General features: G+C 66.5%; 14 protein-coding genes. 10 read left to right on the forward strand and 4 right to left on the reverse strand.

Annotated features, from left to right (window positions below; all coding sequences use genetic code 11):
• The 6 genes from AC6LKD_RS21635 to AC6LKD_RS21660 all read left to right on the forward strand — a co-directional run.
• The coding region (locus tag AC6LKD_RS21635; RefSeq protein WP_498117412.1) for an ATP-binding cassette domain-containing protein at positions 1-825 on the forward strand (825 nt) is incomplete at its 5' end.
• The gene (locus tag AC6LKD_RS21640) at positions 822-1538 is read left to right on the forward strand and encodes an ABC transporter ATP-binding protein (RefSeq protein ID WP_492275633.1); all 717 of its coding nucleotides are present in this window, start codon (positions 822-824) and stop codon (positions 1536-1538) included. The genes AC6LKD_RS21635 and AC6LKD_RS21640, both read left to right, overlap by 4 nt.
• Before the next feature lie 61 nt (positions 1539-1599).
• Positions 1600-2763, forward strand: a complete 1164-nt coding sequence (locus AC6LKD_RS21645; protein WP_013393344.1) for a transporter substrate-binding domain-containing protein — start codon at positions 1600-1602, stop codon at positions 2761-2763.
• 2 nt (positions 2764-2765) lie between these two features.
• On the forward strand, positions 2766-3392 hold the full coding sequence (locus AC6LKD_RS21650; protein WP_498117413.1) for an ANTAR domain-containing response regulator: 627 nt from the start codon (positions 2766-2768) through the stop codon (positions 3390-3392).
• Positions 3393-3434: 42 nt separating this feature from the next.
• Positions 3435-4934 (forward strand): M81 family metallopeptidase, encoded by a 1500-nt coding sequence (locus AC6LKD_RS21655; protein WP_498117414.1) that lies wholly within the window; start codon positions 3435-3437, stop codon positions 4932-4934.
• A 37-nt stretch (positions 4935-4971) separates the two neighbouring features.
• Positions 4972-5703: a pseudouridine synthase gene (locus AC6LKD_RS21660; RefSeq protein WP_013393347.1), complete on the forward strand. Its 732-nt coding sequence runs from the start codon at positions 4972-4974 to the stop codon at positions 5701-5703.
• 67 nt (positions 5704-5770) lie between these two features.
• On the opposite strand, the gene AC6LKD_RS21665 is transcribed toward AC6LKD_RS21660, so the two are convergent.
• Positions 5771-6676 carry a LysR family transcriptional regulator gene (locus AC6LKD_RS21665; RefSeq protein WP_041655497.1) on the reverse strand — a complete coding sequence of 302 codons (906 nt, stop codon included), beginning with the start codon at positions 6674-6676 and terminating at the stop codon, positions 5771-5773.
• A gap of 272 nt (positions 6677-6948) precedes the next feature.
• Between AC6LKD_RS21665 and AC6LKD_RS21670 the strand changes: the two genes are divergently transcribed.
• The 3 genes from AC6LKD_RS21670 to adeC are packed head-to-tail and all read left to right on the forward strand — an operon-like array spanning position 6949 to position 12792.
• Positions 6949-8133 carry an efflux RND transporter periplasmic adaptor subunit gene (locus tag AC6LKD_RS21670; RefSeq protein ID WP_498117428.1) on the forward strand — a complete coding sequence of 395 codons (1185 nt, stop codon included), beginning with the start codon at positions 6949-6951 and terminating at the stop codon, positions 8131-8133.
• Between the two features lie 13 nt (positions 8134-8146).
• Positions 8147-11329 (forward strand): efflux RND transporter permease subunit, encoded by a 3183-nt coding sequence (locus AC6LKD_RS21675; RefSeq protein WP_492275635.1) that lies wholly within the window; start codon positions 8147-8149, stop codon positions 11327-11329.
• Positions 11326-12792 carry an AdeC/AdeK/OprM family multidrug efflux complex outer membrane factor gene (adeC, locus tag AC6LKD_RS21680; protein WP_013393351.1) on the forward strand — a complete coding sequence of 489 codons (1467 nt, stop codon included), beginning with the start codon at positions 11326-11328 and terminating at the stop codon, positions 12790-12792. The genes AC6LKD_RS21675 and adeC overlap by 4 nt, the downstream gene beginning before the upstream one ends.
• A gap of 70 nt (positions 12793-12862) precedes the next feature.
• On the opposite strand, the gene AC6LKD_RS21685 is transcribed toward adeC, so the two are convergent.
• Positions 12863-13114, reverse strand: coding sequence for a GlsB/YeaQ/YmgE family stress response membrane protein (locus AC6LKD_RS21685; protein ID WP_013393352.1), 252 nt, complete (start codon positions 13112-13114; stop codon positions 12863-12865).
• Positions 13115-13247: 133 nt separating this feature from the next.
• Positions 13248-13862, reverse strand: coding sequence for an SCO family protein (locus AC6LKD_RS21690; protein ID WP_013393353.1), 615 nt, complete (start codon positions 13860-13862; stop codon positions 13248-13250).
• Positions 13863-14109: 247 nt separating this feature from the next.
• On the opposite strand from AC6LKD_RS21690, the gene AC6LKD_RS21695 reads away from it, so the two are divergent.
• A complete protein-coding gene (locus AC6LKD_RS21695) occupies positions 14110-14865 on the forward strand; it encodes a class I SAM-dependent methyltransferase (protein WP_498117415.1) in 756 nt (251 codons plus the stop codon).
• A 53-nt stretch (positions 14866-14918) separates the two neighbouring features.
• Here AC6LKD_RS21695 and AC6LKD_RS21700 read toward each other — a convergent pair whose 3' ends face one another.
• Complete coding sequence (locus tag AC6LKD_RS21700) at positions 14919-16985, reverse strand: M3 family metallopeptidase (RefSeq protein ID WP_498117417.1); 2067 nt, start codon at positions 16983-16985, stop codon at positions 14919-14921.
• Positions 16986-17057 lie beyond the last annotated feature (72 nt).

Below are 17057 nucleotides of genomic sequence, written 5' to 3' on the forward strand. Positions count from 1 at the left end.
GCGAAGGGGGCCGCGCCCGTACTGGGCGAACGGGCCGTGCCGCCCCGGCAAGCGGGCGGCTCGGCCCGCGCCTTGAGCCTGGCGGGCGTGTCCAAGCACTTCGGCAGCCTGAAGGTGCTGGAAGGCATAGACTTGCAAGCCAGCGGTGGCGAACTGGTCGGGCTGATCGGCCCCAACGGCGCCGGCAAGACCACGCTGATGCGCTGCATCGCGGACGGCGCCGAACGGTCCCAGGGCAGGCTGGAACTCTATGGCCACGAGGTGCGCCGCGATGGCCCGGAGCAATGCGTGCGCCATGGGCTGGGCCGCAAGTTCCAGAACGCCAATGTGTTCGACACGCTGACCGTGGCCGAAAGCCTGCGCATCGCCACCACGCTGCGCGAGGTGCCGTCGTGGTGGCGCCGCGCGCCCACGCTGGAGCTACCACCCTATGCGTTGGAAACGCTGCGCGTGACGGGCCTGGACCAGTGCCTGGACAGCGTGGCGCGCGACCTGTCGCACGGGCAGCAGCAGGCGCTGGAACTGGCGATGGTGCTGGCGCTGGAGCCGGGCATCGTGCTGCTGGATGAACCCACTGCCGGGCTGAGCAAGGCCGAGCGCCTGCAGATAGGCCACGTGCTGTCGTCGCTGGCGCACCGTTACGGCCTGTGCTGCCTGCTGGTGGAGCACGACCTGGATTTCGTCAAGGAAATCGCGACACGCATCGTGGTCCTGCACCAGGGCCGCATCGTCATGGACGGCGGATTCCGCGAGGTCGTGGAATCCGAACTGGTGCGCACCATCTACGCCGGCAGCGCGCAGGCCGCGCAAGGAGCAGGGCAATGACGACCATCGCGGCGCCGGCGTTGCGCCTGGAAGAGGTGTCCAGCGGCTACAAAAGGGCCATGGTGCTGCACGACGTGTCGCTTGCGGTCGAGCGCGGCACGTGCGTGGCCCTGCTGGGGAAGAACGGCATGGGCAAGAGCACCTTGCTCAAGACGGTCATGGGCTATTTGCCCAAGCAGCGGGGCCGCGTCAGCGTGGGCGGGGTGGACGCGACCCGGCTGCGGCCGCACGAAGTGGCGCGTTGCGGCGTGGCCTACGCGGCCCAGGAGCAGCCGCTGTTTCCCGACCTTAGCATCCGCGACAACCTGCGCCTGGGCCTGCCGCGCGAGCAGCTCTTCGATGAACGCTTTGCCGAGATCGCCGAGCTGTTTCCGGTATTCACGACCCGCTTGCGCCAGCACGCCGGCACCCTGTCGGGCGGAGAGCAGAAAATGCTGCTGGTGGCGCGCGGGCTGATGCAGCGGCCCGCGCTCTTGCTGCTGGACGAGATCACGGAAGGGCTGCAGCCCTCGGTGATCGAGCGCCTGGGTCGCGCGCTGAACTGGGAGCGTGAACGGCACGGCACGACGATGTTCATCGTGGAGCAGAACGTGGCATTCGCCCTGGACGTGGCCGACCGCTACCTGGTGCTCAAGCAGGGCAGCATCGTCGACGAAGGCGAGGCTGGCGCGTCCGAGGCGGCGGGCAATATCATTGCTCATCTCAAAGTATGAACGCCATCCGGCCCGAATTCACCATGACGCACGCGCGCAGTATCCGTACAAGGATTCCATCATGACTACGCCCCAGGACAAGGACGCGGAGCGGCCGGGCTGGCGCATCGGCGTGCTGTATTCGCGCAGCGGCGTCACCGGCACCACGGAATCGCAGCATTTCTTCGGCACGGTGCTGGCGGTGGAAGAAATCAACGAACTGGGCGGCGTGCTGGGCCGGCCGTTGGCGCCAGTGGCCTACGACCCGCGCAGCGACGCCGAGGAATACCGCCGCCTGGCGGCGCGCCTGCTGCTGGACGATGAAGTCAGCGTCATCTTCGGCGGGTGCACGTCGCACTGCCGCAAGGCCATGCTGCCGGTGGTGGAGCGCAGCAATTCCCTGCTGTGGTACGGCTCGGTGTACGAAGGCTTCGAATACTCGCCCAACGTCATCTACACCGGCGCGGCGCCCAACCAGGGCAGCATGCAGTTGGCGGCCTACCTGATCCAGAACTGCGGTTCGCGCATCTTCCTGGTGGGCGCGGACTACATCTATCCGCGCGAGACCAACCGCATCATGCGCGAAACCGTCGAGGAACACGGCGGCGAGATCCTGGACGAAACCTATCTGCCGTTGGGCTGCGATGACAGCGAAATCAACGACGTGGTCGCGGACATCCGCCGCATCCAGCCCGACGTGGTGTTTTCCACGCTGATCGGCGCCGATGCGCAGCGCTTCTACCAGCGCTACCACGAGGCCTGCCAGGCAGAGGGCACGGCAGCTTCGCATATTCCCATCGCCAGCCTGACGATGGCGGAATCGGAGGTGGCGGAGATCGGGCCGCAGCGCTGCGTTGGCCATATCACCGCGGCGACTTACTTCAACACGGTGGACACGCCGGCCAACGCGCATTTCCTGGCACGCTGGCGCGAGCGCTTCGGCGACCATCCCGCCAGCGTCTATGCAGAGACCTGCTATAGCCAGATGCACCTGTTTGCGCGCGCCTTGCAGCGCGTGGGCAGCATGGACACCCGCAAGCTGGTGCAGGCGGTGCACCAGGTGCAGTTCGACGCGCCAGACGGGCAGATGTCCGTGCTGGCGGAGAACAATCACAGCGTGCTGACGCCGCGCATCGGCGTGTGCCGGGAGGACGGGCGCTTCGACATCGTCTGGGAAAGCGACGAACCGGTGAAGCCAGACCCGTACCTCACCGCATTCGGGCTGGACGAGTTTTGGTTGAAATAGCCATGGACCATAGCCTACGCCGCCTCTATGAGGACCTGCGCAGTGTGGCTGTCGCCGTGGTGTATCCGCCGGGCGAGGACCGCGACCTGCTGGTCGAGCAACTCAAGCGCATCGGTTGCCGCATCCATTTGCACTGGCCGTTTCCGGATGGGCCGCCCGCCGGGGTGGACGTCATCTTCTTCCAGGTGTCGCAGTGCGGCCGCAACAGCGCTGCCTGGACCGCCAGCGAGGTCGAGGCCACGCTGATCGCCTTGTCCGAGTACGAAACCCCGACCACTTTGAAGCAGCTGCTCAAGACCAACGCGCATGGCGTGCTGACACGGCCGTTCCGCTCGGCGGGCGTGCTCAGCACGCTGGTGCTGGCGCGCTCGGCCAAGCAGTTCCAGGGCCGCCAGCAGTCCAAGATCAACAAGCTGGAAAACACGATCAAGGCGCGGCGCGTCGTCGAAAAGGCGATCCGCGTGCTGATGGACCACCAGCGCCTGGACGAGCGCGCGGCCTATGAGCACATGCGGACCCGGGCGACGGGCCTGCGCGTGAGCGTGGCGGAAGTGGCCGCGATGATCATCGAGGCCAGCGAGGCCATGGAAAAACTCGGCCTGGGGGCCTTGCGCCCAGGACCGCCCTAGAACAACTGAACGCACTGAATGCGCATGCCGAGGAGCCGGACAATGAAGGTCATGATCGCCCGCCTGAACCACGAGACCAATACGTTCTCGCCGGTGCCCACGCCGCTGTCCGCGTTCGGCAATGACGGTCCCGCTTTCGGCGCCCAGGCCTACACGGAAAACAAGGGCAAGCGCACGGCCATGTCGGCTTTCATCGACATCGCCGAGGCCAACGGCGCGACCGTGGTCACGCCGGTATCCGCCACCGCTTATCCCAGCGGCCGGGTGTCGGCGGAGGCCTATAGCCAGCTATGTGACGCGATCGTGGCCGGCGCGCAGGGCTGTGGCGCCATCCTGCTTGATCTGCACGGCGCGATGGTGGCCGAGACCACCGACGATGGGGAAGGCGACCTGCTGGAACGCCTGCGGCGACGCACGCCGGATGTGCCCATCGCGGTGGCGCTGGACCTGCACGGCAACGTCACAGCCAAGATGATGGCCAACGCCGACGTGATCGTCAGCTTCAAGACCTATCCGCACGTGGACATGTACGAGACCGGCGAGCACGCCGGCCGCATCCTGTATGACTGGCTCAACGGCGGCCCGCGCCCGGTCATGGCGTGGCGGCGGTTGCCGCTGATGACGCATACGCTGCGCAGCGCCACTGCCCAGGGAGCCATGCGCAATGCGGTGCAGGCCGCCCGGCGGGCGGAAGCGGACGGGGCGCTGGGCGTCTCCGTGCTGGCGGGCTTCGCCCTGGCCGACATTCCCAATCCGTGCCTGAGCGTGGTCGTGGTGGGCTCGGGAGGGCAAGAGCAGGCGGAACGGGTCGCAAGCGAGATGGCGGAGACCATCTGGGCCGAGCGCGACGGTTACTTCTACGACAGCGAGCCCCTGGGCGAGTCACTGGCTCGCGCGGCGGAACTGGCCCGTGGCGCCGATAAGCCCGTGCTCCTGCTGGACCATGGCGACAACTGCATGTCCGGGGGCACCTGTGACACCATGGAGGTGCTGATGGCGGCAATCGCCGCGGGCCTGACAGGCATTATCGCGGGGCTGTACTGCGATCCCGAAGCCGTCCAGGCGCTGGCCGCGGCGGGAGAGGGCAGCGAAGTCGAGCTGCCAGTGGGCAACAAGCGGCCGATTCCCGCCATTGGCCGCCCGGCGGCGCCCGTGCTGCTGCGCGGGGTGGTCCGGGCCGTGACCGATGGCGAATATGTCATTACCGGCCCGACCTACACGGGGCAGACGGCATGCATGGGCCGCAGCGCGGTGCTGGATATCGGCGCTGCGCAATTGGTGATCACCGAGAGAACCCACGAACCCTGGGACCTGGGCGTGTTCGAGAGCATGGGGCTGGAGCCGCGCCAGGCCCGCTTTGTGCTGGTGAAGTCGCGCATGTATTGCCGGCCGGTATTCGAACCCATCTCCCAGGCGCTGGTGGAATGCGCCAGCCCGGGCGTCACCAGCTCGGATTTCGCGCTGTTTCCTTACCAGCGGCGCAGCCGGCCGCTCCATCCGCTGGAGCCCATGGCGCCTTCGGATTACGATCCCGCGGCCTGAGGCAGGGGCCGCATGGCGTCCGCATACAATACCGGCCATGGAAAAAGTACGTATCTCCAAGCTCATGTCCGAGCGTGGCCTGTGTTCGCGCCGTGAGGCCGACACCTATATCGAGCGCGGCTGGGTGCGGGTCGACGGCGTGGTGGTGTCCGAACTGGGCGCCCGGGCCTACCCTGACCAGGTCATCACCCTGGAGCGCGCCGCGCAGGCGCGCCAGACCTCGCGCGTCACTATCCTGATCAACAAGCCCGTGGGCTACGTGTCGGGCCAGGCCGAAAAAGGCTACACGCCCGCCGTGGCCCTGATCGACTCCCGCTCCCGCTACGCCGGCGACCGCGCGCCGCAGCGTTTCGAGCGGGCGCACCTGGACGGGCTGGCCGTGGCCGGCCGCCTGGACATCGACTCGCAAGGCCTGCTGGTGCTGACGCAGGACGGCCGCATCGCCAAGCACCTGATCGGCGAAGACTCCAGCGTGGACAAGGAATACCTGGTGCGGGTGCAGGGAAATCTGTCCGACAACGGGCTGGCGCTGCTGAACCACGGCCTGTCCCTGGATGGCAAAGCGCTCAAGCCGGCCCAGGTGCGTTGGCAGAACAGCGACCAGCTGCGTTTCGTGCTGCGCGAAGGCAAGAAGCGCCAGATCCGCCGCATGTGCGAGCTGGTCGGCCTGAAGGTGATAGGCCTGAAGCGTGTGCGCATCGGGCGGGTGTCGCTAGGCGACCTGCCGCTGGGGCAGTGGCGCTATCTGCGCGAGGACGAGCGCTTCTGATTAGCCGATCTGGTCGACAGGTGTTGTCGGCCAGTCCTAGATTTTTCAGTCTGTTTCCGACTCCCCTTTATTTCATGAAAGCGGGAGTATTCTTCGCCTGCCCCATGTCGCCCAGGCGCTCCATCAGGAATTCGATGAAGATCCTGGTCTTGGCGGGCAGCAGCCGCGTCTCTGTCACGGCATAGACCGGGAGCGGACCCAATTGCCAGTCGGGCAGCACGCGTTGCAACTGGCCGGACTGCTGTTCCGCCTGTTGGCCGCCCACCAGCACCACGATGCCTGCGCCCAGGATGGCGAGACGCCGCGCCATGGCGACCCCGTTGACGGAAAAGCGGTTGCCCGGCGTGAACTCGATGTGTTGGCGGCCGTCGGTCAAAGGCCAGGGCGTGACTTGTCCGGCGCCCTTGGCGCGGAACTCTATGCATTCATGCCGGGTCAAGTCGCTGGGATGCAGCGGTTCGCCGTGCTTTTCCAGGTATTCGCGCGAGGCGTACAGATGGGCCGGCAGCATGCCCAGCAGTCTTGCAATCTGTGACGAGTCGGGCAGTTCGCCGATTTCGATCGAAATATCGCAGGTCTGGAACACGCGCTGCGCGTGGTCCGGATTGGCCAGATCAAGGAAAAACGTGACGTCGGGGTAGCGGCGGGAAAATTCCATGAATGATTCAGCCAGGAAGTCCGTGCCGAAATCCGCGGGCATGTTCACCCGCAGCGGCCCTGCCGGCGTGTCGACCAGCTTCTGCAGTTCTTCGTGGGCGATCTGCGCCTCGGCCACGATGCGCTGGCAGCGTTCGAAGTACAGACGCCCGGCGTCGGTCAGCTCGACCTTGCGGGTGGTGCGGCTGAGCAGCCGCAAGCCGACGGACCGCTCCAGTTCGGCCACCTGGCGGGACAAGGTCGACTTTGGAATGCCCAATATCACCGCCGCGCGGCTGAAACTGCGCGTTTTAGCGACTTCGACGAAAAGTTCCATGCCTTGCAAGCGTTTCATGGCCGAATTTTGTCATATTCAAGGGTATGGCTATTGTCCCATAAATGGAATGATGTTTTCTCAACATGCCCCTTTGTTTCTCGGGCGGGATAACTCAGAATGCGAGTTCTGCAATGCAGCAATGCGACAAAGCCCAGCCTGCGTGTTCGAGGCAAATCCACCCCATCGATGCGCACGGAACGCTCATACGCGATCCGGGGCGGGCTTTTTTTTTGTTGAAATCGGGAATGCAATCTATGGATAAGAAAAGCGCTATGTGGCGCAGCGCGGCGGTCGTCACGCTGACGGCATCGGCTCTCACGCTGGCCGCTTGCGGCAAGAAGCAAGACGCTCCCCAGGCGGGCAAACCCCAGGTAACGGTCGTGACGCTCGCCACGCAGCCCGTTTCGCTGACCACCGAACTGCCCGGCCGCACCTCGCCATTCCGTGTGGCCGAAGTGCGTCCCCAGGTCAACGGCATCGTCCAGAAGCGCCTCTTTACGGAAGGCGGCGAGGTCAAGGCGGGCCAGCAGCTCTACCAGATCGATCCCGCCCTCTACCAGGCCAGCCTGGACAGCCAGAAGGCCGCCCTGGCGCGCGCCCAGGCGCAGCAGAAGACCGCTGCGCTGCTGGCCGAGCGTTACAAACCGCTGGTCGCCACCCGCGCGGTCAGCCAGCAAACCTACGACAACGCCGTCGCCGCGCGCGACCAGGCGGCTGCCGACGTGCTGTCGGCCAAGGCGGCGCTGGACACGGCGCGCATCAACCTGGTCTACACCAAGGTGCTGTCGCCCATCGACGGCATCATCGGCCGTTCCGCGGTGACCGAAGGCGCGCTGGTGACGGCCAACCAGACCACGGCTTTGGCTGCGGTGCAACAGATCGATCCCATCTACGTCGACGTGACCCAATCCACTGTCCAACTGCTGCGCCTGCAGAACGCGCTGGCCAGCGGCCAGTTGAAGAAGGCCCATGGCGAGCAGGCCGCGCTGGTGACGCTGACCCTGGAAGACGGGTCGCAGTACAGCCAGCCGGGCAAGCTGCAGTTCTCGGAAGTCACGGTGGACCAGGGCACGGGCTCGGTGACCTTGCGCGCGGTGTTCGCCAACCCGGACCGCCGCCTGCTGCCGGGCATGTTCGTGCGCGCCCGCCTGGCCGACGGCGTGGCCGCCGACGGCCTGCTGGTGCCGCAACGTGGCGTGACGCGCAACCAGCGCGGCATTCCGACGGCGCTGGTGGTCAACGCCAAGAACCAGGTCGAATTGCGTGAACTGAAGACCGACCGCGCCATCGGCGACAAGTGGTTGGTCACCGACGGCCTGGCCGCCGGCGAAAAGGTCATCGTGGAAGGCTTGCAGATGGTGCGCCCGGGGGCTGAAGTGATCGCCACCGAAGCCAGCGCCGCCGCACAGCCGGCGCAGCAGCCGCAAGCAGCCGCCGCGGCGGCCAAGCAGCAGTAGTCAGGAGCCTTGCATGGCAAAGTTTTTTATCGATAGACCGGTCTTCGCATGGGTGATCGCGATCGTGCTGATGATGGCCGGCGCGCTGTCCATCCTGAAGCTGCCGGTCTCCCAGTATCCCAACATCGCGCCGCCGGCCATCGGCATCGCGGTGACCTACCCGGGCGCGTCCGCGCAGACCGTGCAGGACACCGTGGTGCAGGTGATCGAGCAGCAGATGAACGGCCTGGACGGTCTGCAGTACATCTCGTCGGAAAGCAACTCCGACGGCAGCATGTCCATCACCCTGACTTTCTCCCAGGGCACCAACCCTGATACCGCGCAGGTCCAGGTGCAGAACAAGCTTGCGCTGGCCCAGCCGCTCTTGCCGCAGGAAGTGCAGCAGCAGGGCATCCGTGTCACCAAGGCCACCAAGAACTTCCTGATCGTGGCGGGCTTCGTGTCCACCGACGGCTCGATGACCAAGGACGACCTGGCCGACTACGTCGCCTCCTACGTCCAGGACCCCATCAGCCGCACGCAGGGCGTGGGCGACTTCCAGCTGTTCGGCTCGCAATATGCGATGCGCATCTGGCTGGATCCGGCCAAGCTCGTCAACTACGGCCTGACCACGGTCGACGTGGTGACGGCGATCAAGGAACAGAACGTGCAGGTGTCGTCCGGCCAGCTGGGCGGCCTGCCGTCCGTGCGCGGCCAGCAGCTGAACGCCACCATCATCGGGCCGTCGCGCCTGGAAAAGGCCGAAGACTTCGGCCGCATCCTGCTCAAGGTCAATGCCGACGGTTCGCAAGTGCGATTGGGCGACGTGTCCACCATCGAGCTGGGCGGGCAGACCTACGCCATCGACAGCTTCTACAACGGCAAGCCGGCCTCGGGCCTGGCGGTCAAACTGGCGCCGGGCGCCAACGCGCTGGACACGGCGCAGGCGGTGCGCGACACCATCAACAACTTGAAGCCGTACTTCCCGCCGGGCATGGACGTCGTCTATCCGTACGACACCACGCCGTTCGTCAGCCTGTCGATCCACGAAGTGTTCAAGACGCTGATCGAGGCCATCATCCTGGTCTTCCTGGTGATGTACCTGTTCCTGCAGAACTTCCGCGCCACCATCATTCCCACGCTGGCCGTGCCGGTGGTGTTGCTGGGCACGTTCGGCGTGCTGGCGGCGTTCGGCTATTCCATCAACACCCTGACCATGTTCGGCATGGTGCTGGCCATCGGCCTCTTGGTCGACGACGCCATCGTGGTGGTGGAAAACGTCGAGCGGGTGATGGCAGAAGAAGGCTTGTCGCCCAAGCAGGCGACCCGCAAGTCCATGTCGCAGATCACCGGCGCCCTGATCGGCATCGCCATGGTGCTGGCGGCCGTGTTCATTCCCATGGCCTTCTTCGGCGGGTCCACGGGCGTGATCTATCGCCAGTTCTCGATCACCATCGTGTCCTCCATGGTGCTGTCCGTGATCGTGGCCATCGTGTTCACGCCGGCCTTGTGCGCGACCCTGCTCAAGCCCATCCCCAAGGGCCATCATGGCGCCAAGAAGGGCTTTTTCGGCTGGTTCAACCGCAGCTTCGAGCGCAGCAGCAACGGCTACGCCAATACCGTCGCGCGCGGCCTGAACCGCAGCAAGCGCCTGATGGTGATCTATCTGGCGCTGGTTCTTGCCATGGGCTGGATGTTCACCCGCATCCCGACCGCCTTCCTGCCGGATGAGGACCAGGGCATTCTGTTCGCCCAGATCCAGACGCCCGCCGGCGCCACGGCGGAAGCCACCAAGGCCGTCATCGACGACGCCACCAAGTACTTGCTGACCGAGGAAAAGGACGCCGTCACCTCGGTGTTCGCGGTCAACGGCTTCAACTTCGGCGGCCGCGGCCAGAACGCGTCCATCCTGTTCATCAAGCTGCGCGACTGGGAAGAACGCGGCGACGCCCGCCTCAAGGCCGGCGCCGTGGCGCAGCGCGCCAACGCGCACTTCCGCAAGACGGAGCGCCGCGGGCAATTGTTCGTGGTGCCGCCGCCGTCCGTGATGGAACTGGGCAACGTCACCGGCTTCGACTTCCAACTGATGGACCGCGCCGGCGTGGGCCACGAGAAGCTGCTTGCCGCGCGCAACCAGCTGCTGGGCGAAGCCGCCAAGAGCCCGGTCCTGCAGGGCGTGCGCCCCAACGGCATCGAAGACGCGCCGCAGTACCAGCTGGACATCGACCGCGAGAAGGCGCGCGCCCTGGGCGTGGCGGTCTCGGACATCAACAGCACGCTGGCCACGGCCTGGGGCTCGTCCTACGTCAACGACTTCATCGACCGCGGCCGCGTGAAGAAGGTGTTCGCGCAAGGCGAGGCTTCCTCGCGCATGCTGCCGGAAGACCTGAACAAATGGTACGTGCGCAACAAGGCGGGCGACATGGTGCCGTTCTCGGCGTTCGCCAAGGCCACCTGGAGCTACGGTCCGCAAAAGCTGAACCGCTACAACGGCGTGCCGTCGTACAACATCCAGGGCCAGGCGGCGCCGGGCTACAGCTCGGGCGCGGCGATGGCGGAAATGGAGAACCTGGCGTCCAAGCTGCCGGTGGGTGTGGGCTTTGAATGGACCGGCCTGTCGTTCGAAGAGCGCCTGTCCGGCGCCCAGGCGCCCGCGCTGTACGCCATTTCGCTGATCGTGGTGTTCCTGTGCCTGGCGGCGCTGTACGAAAGCTGGACGATCCCGTCGGCGGTGATGCTGGTGGTGCCGCTGGGCATCATCGGGGCCTTGCTCGCCACCATGATGCGGGGCCTGTCCAACGACGTGTACTTCCAGGTGGGCCTCTTGACTACCATCGGCCTGGCGGCCAAGAACGCCATCCTGATCGTGGAGTTCGCCAAGGAGCACTACGAGCAGGGCGCCAGCCTGACGGAGTCGGCCATCCACGCCGCGCGGCAGCGCCTGCGTCCCATCCTGATGACGTCCCTGGCGTTCATCCTGGGCGTGACGCCGCTGGCGATCTCGTCGGGCGCGGGTTCGGGCAGCCAGAACGCCATCGGCACGGGCGTGATCGGCGGCATGCTGACCGGCACCTTCCTGGCCATCTTCTTCGTTCCGGCCTTCTTCGTAATCATGCTGCGCGTCTTCAAGGTCAAGCGCATGAGCGAAAACGTCGACGAGCACGACACCAGTGCCCATGGCACGCAGGGCGTCTCGACGGAGGGCCAACCGCAATGACATTCCCGATGAGAACCTTGCTGTCTGTTTCCCTGGCGGCGGCCCTGGCGGGCTGCTCGCTGGCCCCCACCTACGAACGGCCGGATGCGCCGGTCGACACGGCCTATCCCACGGGTCCGTCCTACCAGGCGGCCCAGCCCGCCGACGCGGGCGGCCTGCTGACCGCCGACATCGGCTGGCGCGATTTCTTCGGTTCGGATCCGCTGCTGCAACAGCTGATCGAACAGTCGCTGGCGAACAACCGCGACCTGCGCGTGGCGGCCTTGAACGTCGAAGCGGCGCGGGCCCAGTACCGCATCCAGCGCGCCGACCTGATGCCCAGCGTCGGCATTGCCGGCCAGGAATCGGCCCAGCGTTCGCCGGCCGACCTGAGCCCGAGCGGCCGCGCCACCACCAGCCACAGCTACCAGGTCGGCGCCGCTATGTCGGCCTGGGAACTGGACCTGTTCGGGCGTATCCGCAGCCTGAGCGACAAGGCGCTGGAATCCTATCTGGCGCTGGATGAAACCCGCACGGCGACCCAGCTGACGCTGATCGCCGAAGTGGCCAACGCCTACCTGACCCTGCGCGCCGACCAGGAACTGCTGAGCCTGACGCGCGAGACGCTCAAGAGCCAGCAGGATTCCTTCAAGCTCACGCAGCAGAGCTACGACCAGGGCCTGTCGACGTCGCTGGACCTGAGCCAGGCGGAAGTGTCGCTGCGCACCGCCGAGCGCAACCTGTCGCAGTACACGCGCCAGGCCGCGCAGGACCGCAATGCGCTGGTCCTGCTGGTGGGCCAGCCGCTGTCGCCCGAGATGACGGCGGCGCTGGACAACGCGGTCAGGCTGGACGACGGCATGCTGCCGACCACGCTGCCCGCTGGCCTGCCGTCGGACTTGCTGGCCCGCCGCCCGGACATCCGCGCGGCCGAGCACCAGTTGAAGGGCGCCAACGCCAACATCGGCGCGGCGCGCGCGGCGTTCTTCCCGACCATCAGCCTGACGGGCTCGGCCGGCACCGCCAGCGCCAGCCTGGGCGGCCTGTTCGAAGGCGGTTCGGGCGCCTGGAGCTTCGTGCCCCAGATCACCGTGCCGATCTTCGCTGGCGGCTCGCTGCTCGCCGGCCTGGATCTGGCCAAGGTGCAGAAGAACATCCAGGTCGCGCAGTACGAGAAGTCGATCCAGACAGGTTTCCGTGAAGTGGCGGACGCCCTGGCCGGGCGCGGCACGCTGGACGAGCAGATCCAGGCGCAGCAGCTCCTGGTGGCCGCCAACCAGCGCGCCTACGACGCGTCGGACCAGCGCTTCCGCCAAGGCATCGACGACTATCTGAGCGTGCTGGATTCGCAGCGTTCGCTGTACACCGCGCAGCAGGCCCTGGTCGATACGCGCCGGGCCAGGCTGTCCAACCTGGTCACCTTGTACAAGGTGCTGGGCGGCGGCTGGACCGAACGCACCGTGACCGCCCAGGCTCAGCAGTAAGGGCGGGCGGGCAATAAAAAACGGGCCGATCGAAAGATCGGCCCGTTTGCATTCCTGATCCAGCAGGGCGTCAGGCGCGCTTCTTGGCGATCAGGCCCACCACGAACAGCACGACGATCGCGCCGACGACCGACCCGATCCAGCCTGCCGGTTCGCCCGGGGCGTACCAGCCCAGGGACTGGCCCAGGAAGCCGGCGACGACCGAGCCGACGATACCCAGGATGGTGGTCATGATGATCCCCATGTTCTGGTCTCCGGGCATGATGGCGCGGGCGATCAGGCCCACGACGAACCCGACGATGATCATGATGATGATGCTCATGCGCGTACTCCTTGCTGGAAGTAAAAGGGGGCAGTGTGGCTAGATGATACTCACGCCCCGCGCGCAGCGGCTGTAACAACTGGTGTATGGCGCGCGCGGGCAACATTCCGCCGCGCGCGGCCCCCCTGGACGTTCAGGACGTCAGATCGATCAACTGGCGTACGTCCTTGGTCATAGCCTCGATGCTATCGGTGTCCGAAGCCAGCAGTCGCGCCTTGCCGTCCTTGTCGAATATATACACGCCGCGGCTGTGCGTGACTTCGTACATATCGGCGTCGTCGCCCGGACGCGGCTTCTCGATCTGGTAGGCCACGCGGTAGCGCCGCGCCAGGTCCGCGATCTGCTTTTCATCGCCGGTCACGCCGATGGCGTTGTTGTTGAAGGCGTTGACGTAGGCCTGCAGGATGTCCGGCGTGTCGCGGTGCGGGTCCACGCTGACGAACAGGATGCGCACATCGCGGGCCTTGTCGCCCAGGTTCTGCAGCACGGCCGTCAACTGCGCCATGGTGGTGGGGCAGACGTCCGGGCAACTGGCGTAGCCGAAGAACAGCAGCACCGTCTTGCCCTTCAGGTCGTCGCTGCTGATCGTCTTGCCGCCCGCGCCGGGCAGCGAGAACTTCAGGTCGGGCAGGTGTCCCTTGACGTTGTACAGGGTCCAGTCGACGTTCCTGTCGCCGCAGGCAGCGAGAAACACGCACAGGGTCAGCAGCAGGCTGCGCAGGGCGCGGCCGGAAATGAGGTGTCGCATGAGTCCAAGGGCCGGTAGGGGGTAAACCTTTTGATTCTACCCGCAAGGAGCGGGCGGGGCGGAGCGTGGCGAGGGCGAGGACTTGGGGCCGCCTTGTCCTGGCGCAAGGCATGGCCCCGCGACCGCCTGACCCACTTGTAAAGCTTTGTCTGTTTATTGTTGGGAAGTGGCGAAATCGCCTGATCCGGCGCCTGGCTCCCGCTACATTCAGGGCCGTGTCAGATTTCAGCATCCAGAGGCGCCACACATGGACATGCCGGTCAGGAATTCCTTGGGCTATCCCTACTACCCGTACTACCCCGTCGTGCTCGACCTCCTGCGCAGCCGCCTGGCGGACTCGGTGCTGGACGCGCCCTGCGGACTGGGCTGGCTGGGCGACATGCTGCCCGCCGCCAGCGGCCGGCAGGTCGATATCGACGGCGTGGGACTGTGGGAGTTTCCGCAGGGCGGCGGCGGCTATCGCCAGCTAAGCGAGCACGACCTGGAAACGCCGCTGACGGTGGCCACTGCCTATGACGCCGTGGTCTGCTGCGAAGCGATCCATCTGCTGACCAATCCCGGCGTGCTGATGCAGAGCTTCCACCGCGCGCTGCGGCCGGGCGGCACGCTGATCATCACCACGCCCAATACCTGGTACTTCCGTTCGCGCCTGCAGTTCCTGCTGCGCGGCTTCCATTCCGGGTTCCGGCCCATGGTGGGACGGCAGCGCGGCGAGGATTACATCACCTACTTCCCCTGGAGCTTTCCGCAGCTGCACCTGCTGCTCAAGCACTACGGCTTTACGGACATCACGTTGCACGACGTGGACGAGCACAAGCCCAAGCGCTTGGTGGAGCATGTGCTGGCGGTGCCGTCGCGGCTGTACTACGGGCGCCGGCTCAGGCAGGCGCAAGACGAGGAAAGCCGCCGCTACTGGCAGCAGGCCGGCTCCGACCAGTCCGTGCATGGCCGCTGGCTGGTGATGTCGGCGCGCCGGCCGGTTGCCGACGCCGTTGGCGGATAGAAAGAAAACGGCCCGCCAGGGCGGGCCGTCGGCTTGCGCACGGGGCGCGCCGCTCAGGCGGGCGTCATGCCGCTGTGGCGCAGCAGGGCGTCGATGCGCGGGGCGCGTCCGCGGAAGGCGGCAAAGGATTCAGCCGCCGGGCGCGAGCCGCCCACGGCCAGCACTTCGCGGCGGAAGCGCGCGCCGGTTTCGGGATCCAGCGTACCCAGGGCGTTGCCAGCCTGGCGCGCCGCCGCTTCCTCGAAGGCTTCGTAGGCGTCGGCCGACAGCACCTCCGCCCACTTGTAGCTGTAGTAGCCCGCGCCGTAGCCGCCCGCGAACAGGTGCGAGAAGGCATGCGGCAGGCGGTGCCAGGCGGGAGGGAACAGCACGGCGACTTCCTGGCGCACTTCCTGCAGCAGGGCCAGCACTTCGGCAATCGAGGCGCCCTGGGCGCGGTCGTGCATCAGCATGTCGAACAGCGCGAACTCGATCTGGCGCACGGTCTGCATGCCGCTCTGGTAGTTGCGGGCGGCGACCAGACGGTCGTAGAGCGCGCGCGGCAGGGGCTCGCCCGTGTCGACGTGGGCGGACAGCTTCTGCACCACTGCCCATTCCCAGCAGAAGTTCTCCATGAACTGCGAGGGCAGTTCGATGGCGTCCCATTCCACGCTGGCGAAGGCCGCCGCGCCGGGTTCGTCCACCTCGGACAGCAGAGCGTGCAGCGCATGGCCGGTTTCATGGAACAGCGTGATGACGTCATCGTGCGTCAGGACGGCTGCCTTGTCGCCGTTGGGGCGCGAGAAATTGCAGGTCAGGTAGGCGATGGGCGTCTGCACCTTGCCAGCCACGACGCGGCGCGTGCGTTCGCTGTCGACCCAGGCGCCGCTCTGCTTGCCGGCGCGGGCGTACAGGTCCAGGTACAGATAGCCGATGAGTTCGCCCTTGGGGTTTTCCACGCGCACGCCGCGCACGTCGCCGTGCCAGGACGACACCGGCGTTTCCGCCAGGCGCACGTCGAACAAGGTTTCGATGACCTCGAACAGGCCGGTCAGTACGCGCGGTTCGGTGAAGTATTGCTTCACCTCGTCTTCGGAATAGGCGTAGCGCGATTCGCGCAGGCGCTCGGAGGCGTAGGCCACGTCCCAGGGCTGCAGGTCGTCCAGGCCCAGTTCGCCGGTGGCGTAGGCCTTCAGTTCCGCCAGGTCGCGCTGGGCGTAAGGCTTGGCGCGCGCGGCCAGGTCGCGCAGGAATACGGTGACTTCCTGGGCATCGCGGGCCATGCGGGTCTGCAGGCGCAGCGCGGCGAAGGTGCCCAGGCCGAGCAGGCCGGCTTCTTCGGCGCGCAGGGCCAGCAGTTCCTCGATCAGGGGCGAATTGTCGAACTTGCCGTCGCCGTGTTCCGACGCCACGGTGCCGTAGCCGCGGTACAGCGCCTCGCGCAGCGTGCGGTCCTGGGCGTACTGCATGACGGGCAGGTAGCACGGCATCTTCAACGTGAGCTTCCAGCCCGGCTTGCCGTCTTCCTCGGCGGCGGCGCGGGCGGCGGCCCGCACGTCGGCCGGAATGCCGGCCAGGCGGGCTTCATCGTCGACCAGCAGCGCCCAGGCGTCGATCGAGTCCAGCACGTTTTCGGAGAACTTCTGCGAAGCCTGGGCCTCGCGGTCGGAAATGGCGGCGTAGCGTTCGCGGTCGGCGCCTTGCAGTTCCACGCCGCTCAGGCGGAAGTCGCGCAGGGCCATTTCCACGATGCGGCGGCGCACCGGCGTCCACGACGCGAAATCGGGGGCGGCGGCCAGGCGCTGGTACTGCTTGTACAGGCCTTCGTGCAGGCCGACCCAGGTCGAGAATTCGGTCACCAGGGGCAGGGCGGCGTTATAGGCTTCGCGCAATTCCGGCGTGTTGACCACGGCATTCAGGTGGCCGGCCACCGACCAGGCGCGCCACAGGCGTTCCGAGGCGGTATCCAGCGGTTCCACCACGGCGTCCCAGGTAGGCGCCAGCGCGGGGTCGGCGGCGCGGTCCACGGCCTGGCGGGCGATGCCCAGCAGTTCCTCGACCGCGGGCACGATGTGTCCGGGCTTGACGGCCGCATAGTCGACGAGGTCGGAAACAGGGGCGAGCAGGGGATTCTGGGACATGGCGGTAGCGGCAGGAATGAGTACAGGAATCAGATAAGGGCGATTCCGGGGAATGCAAGCGGGAGGGGTGCG

Source organism: Achromobacter sp. D7-1, assembly GCF_059760445.1.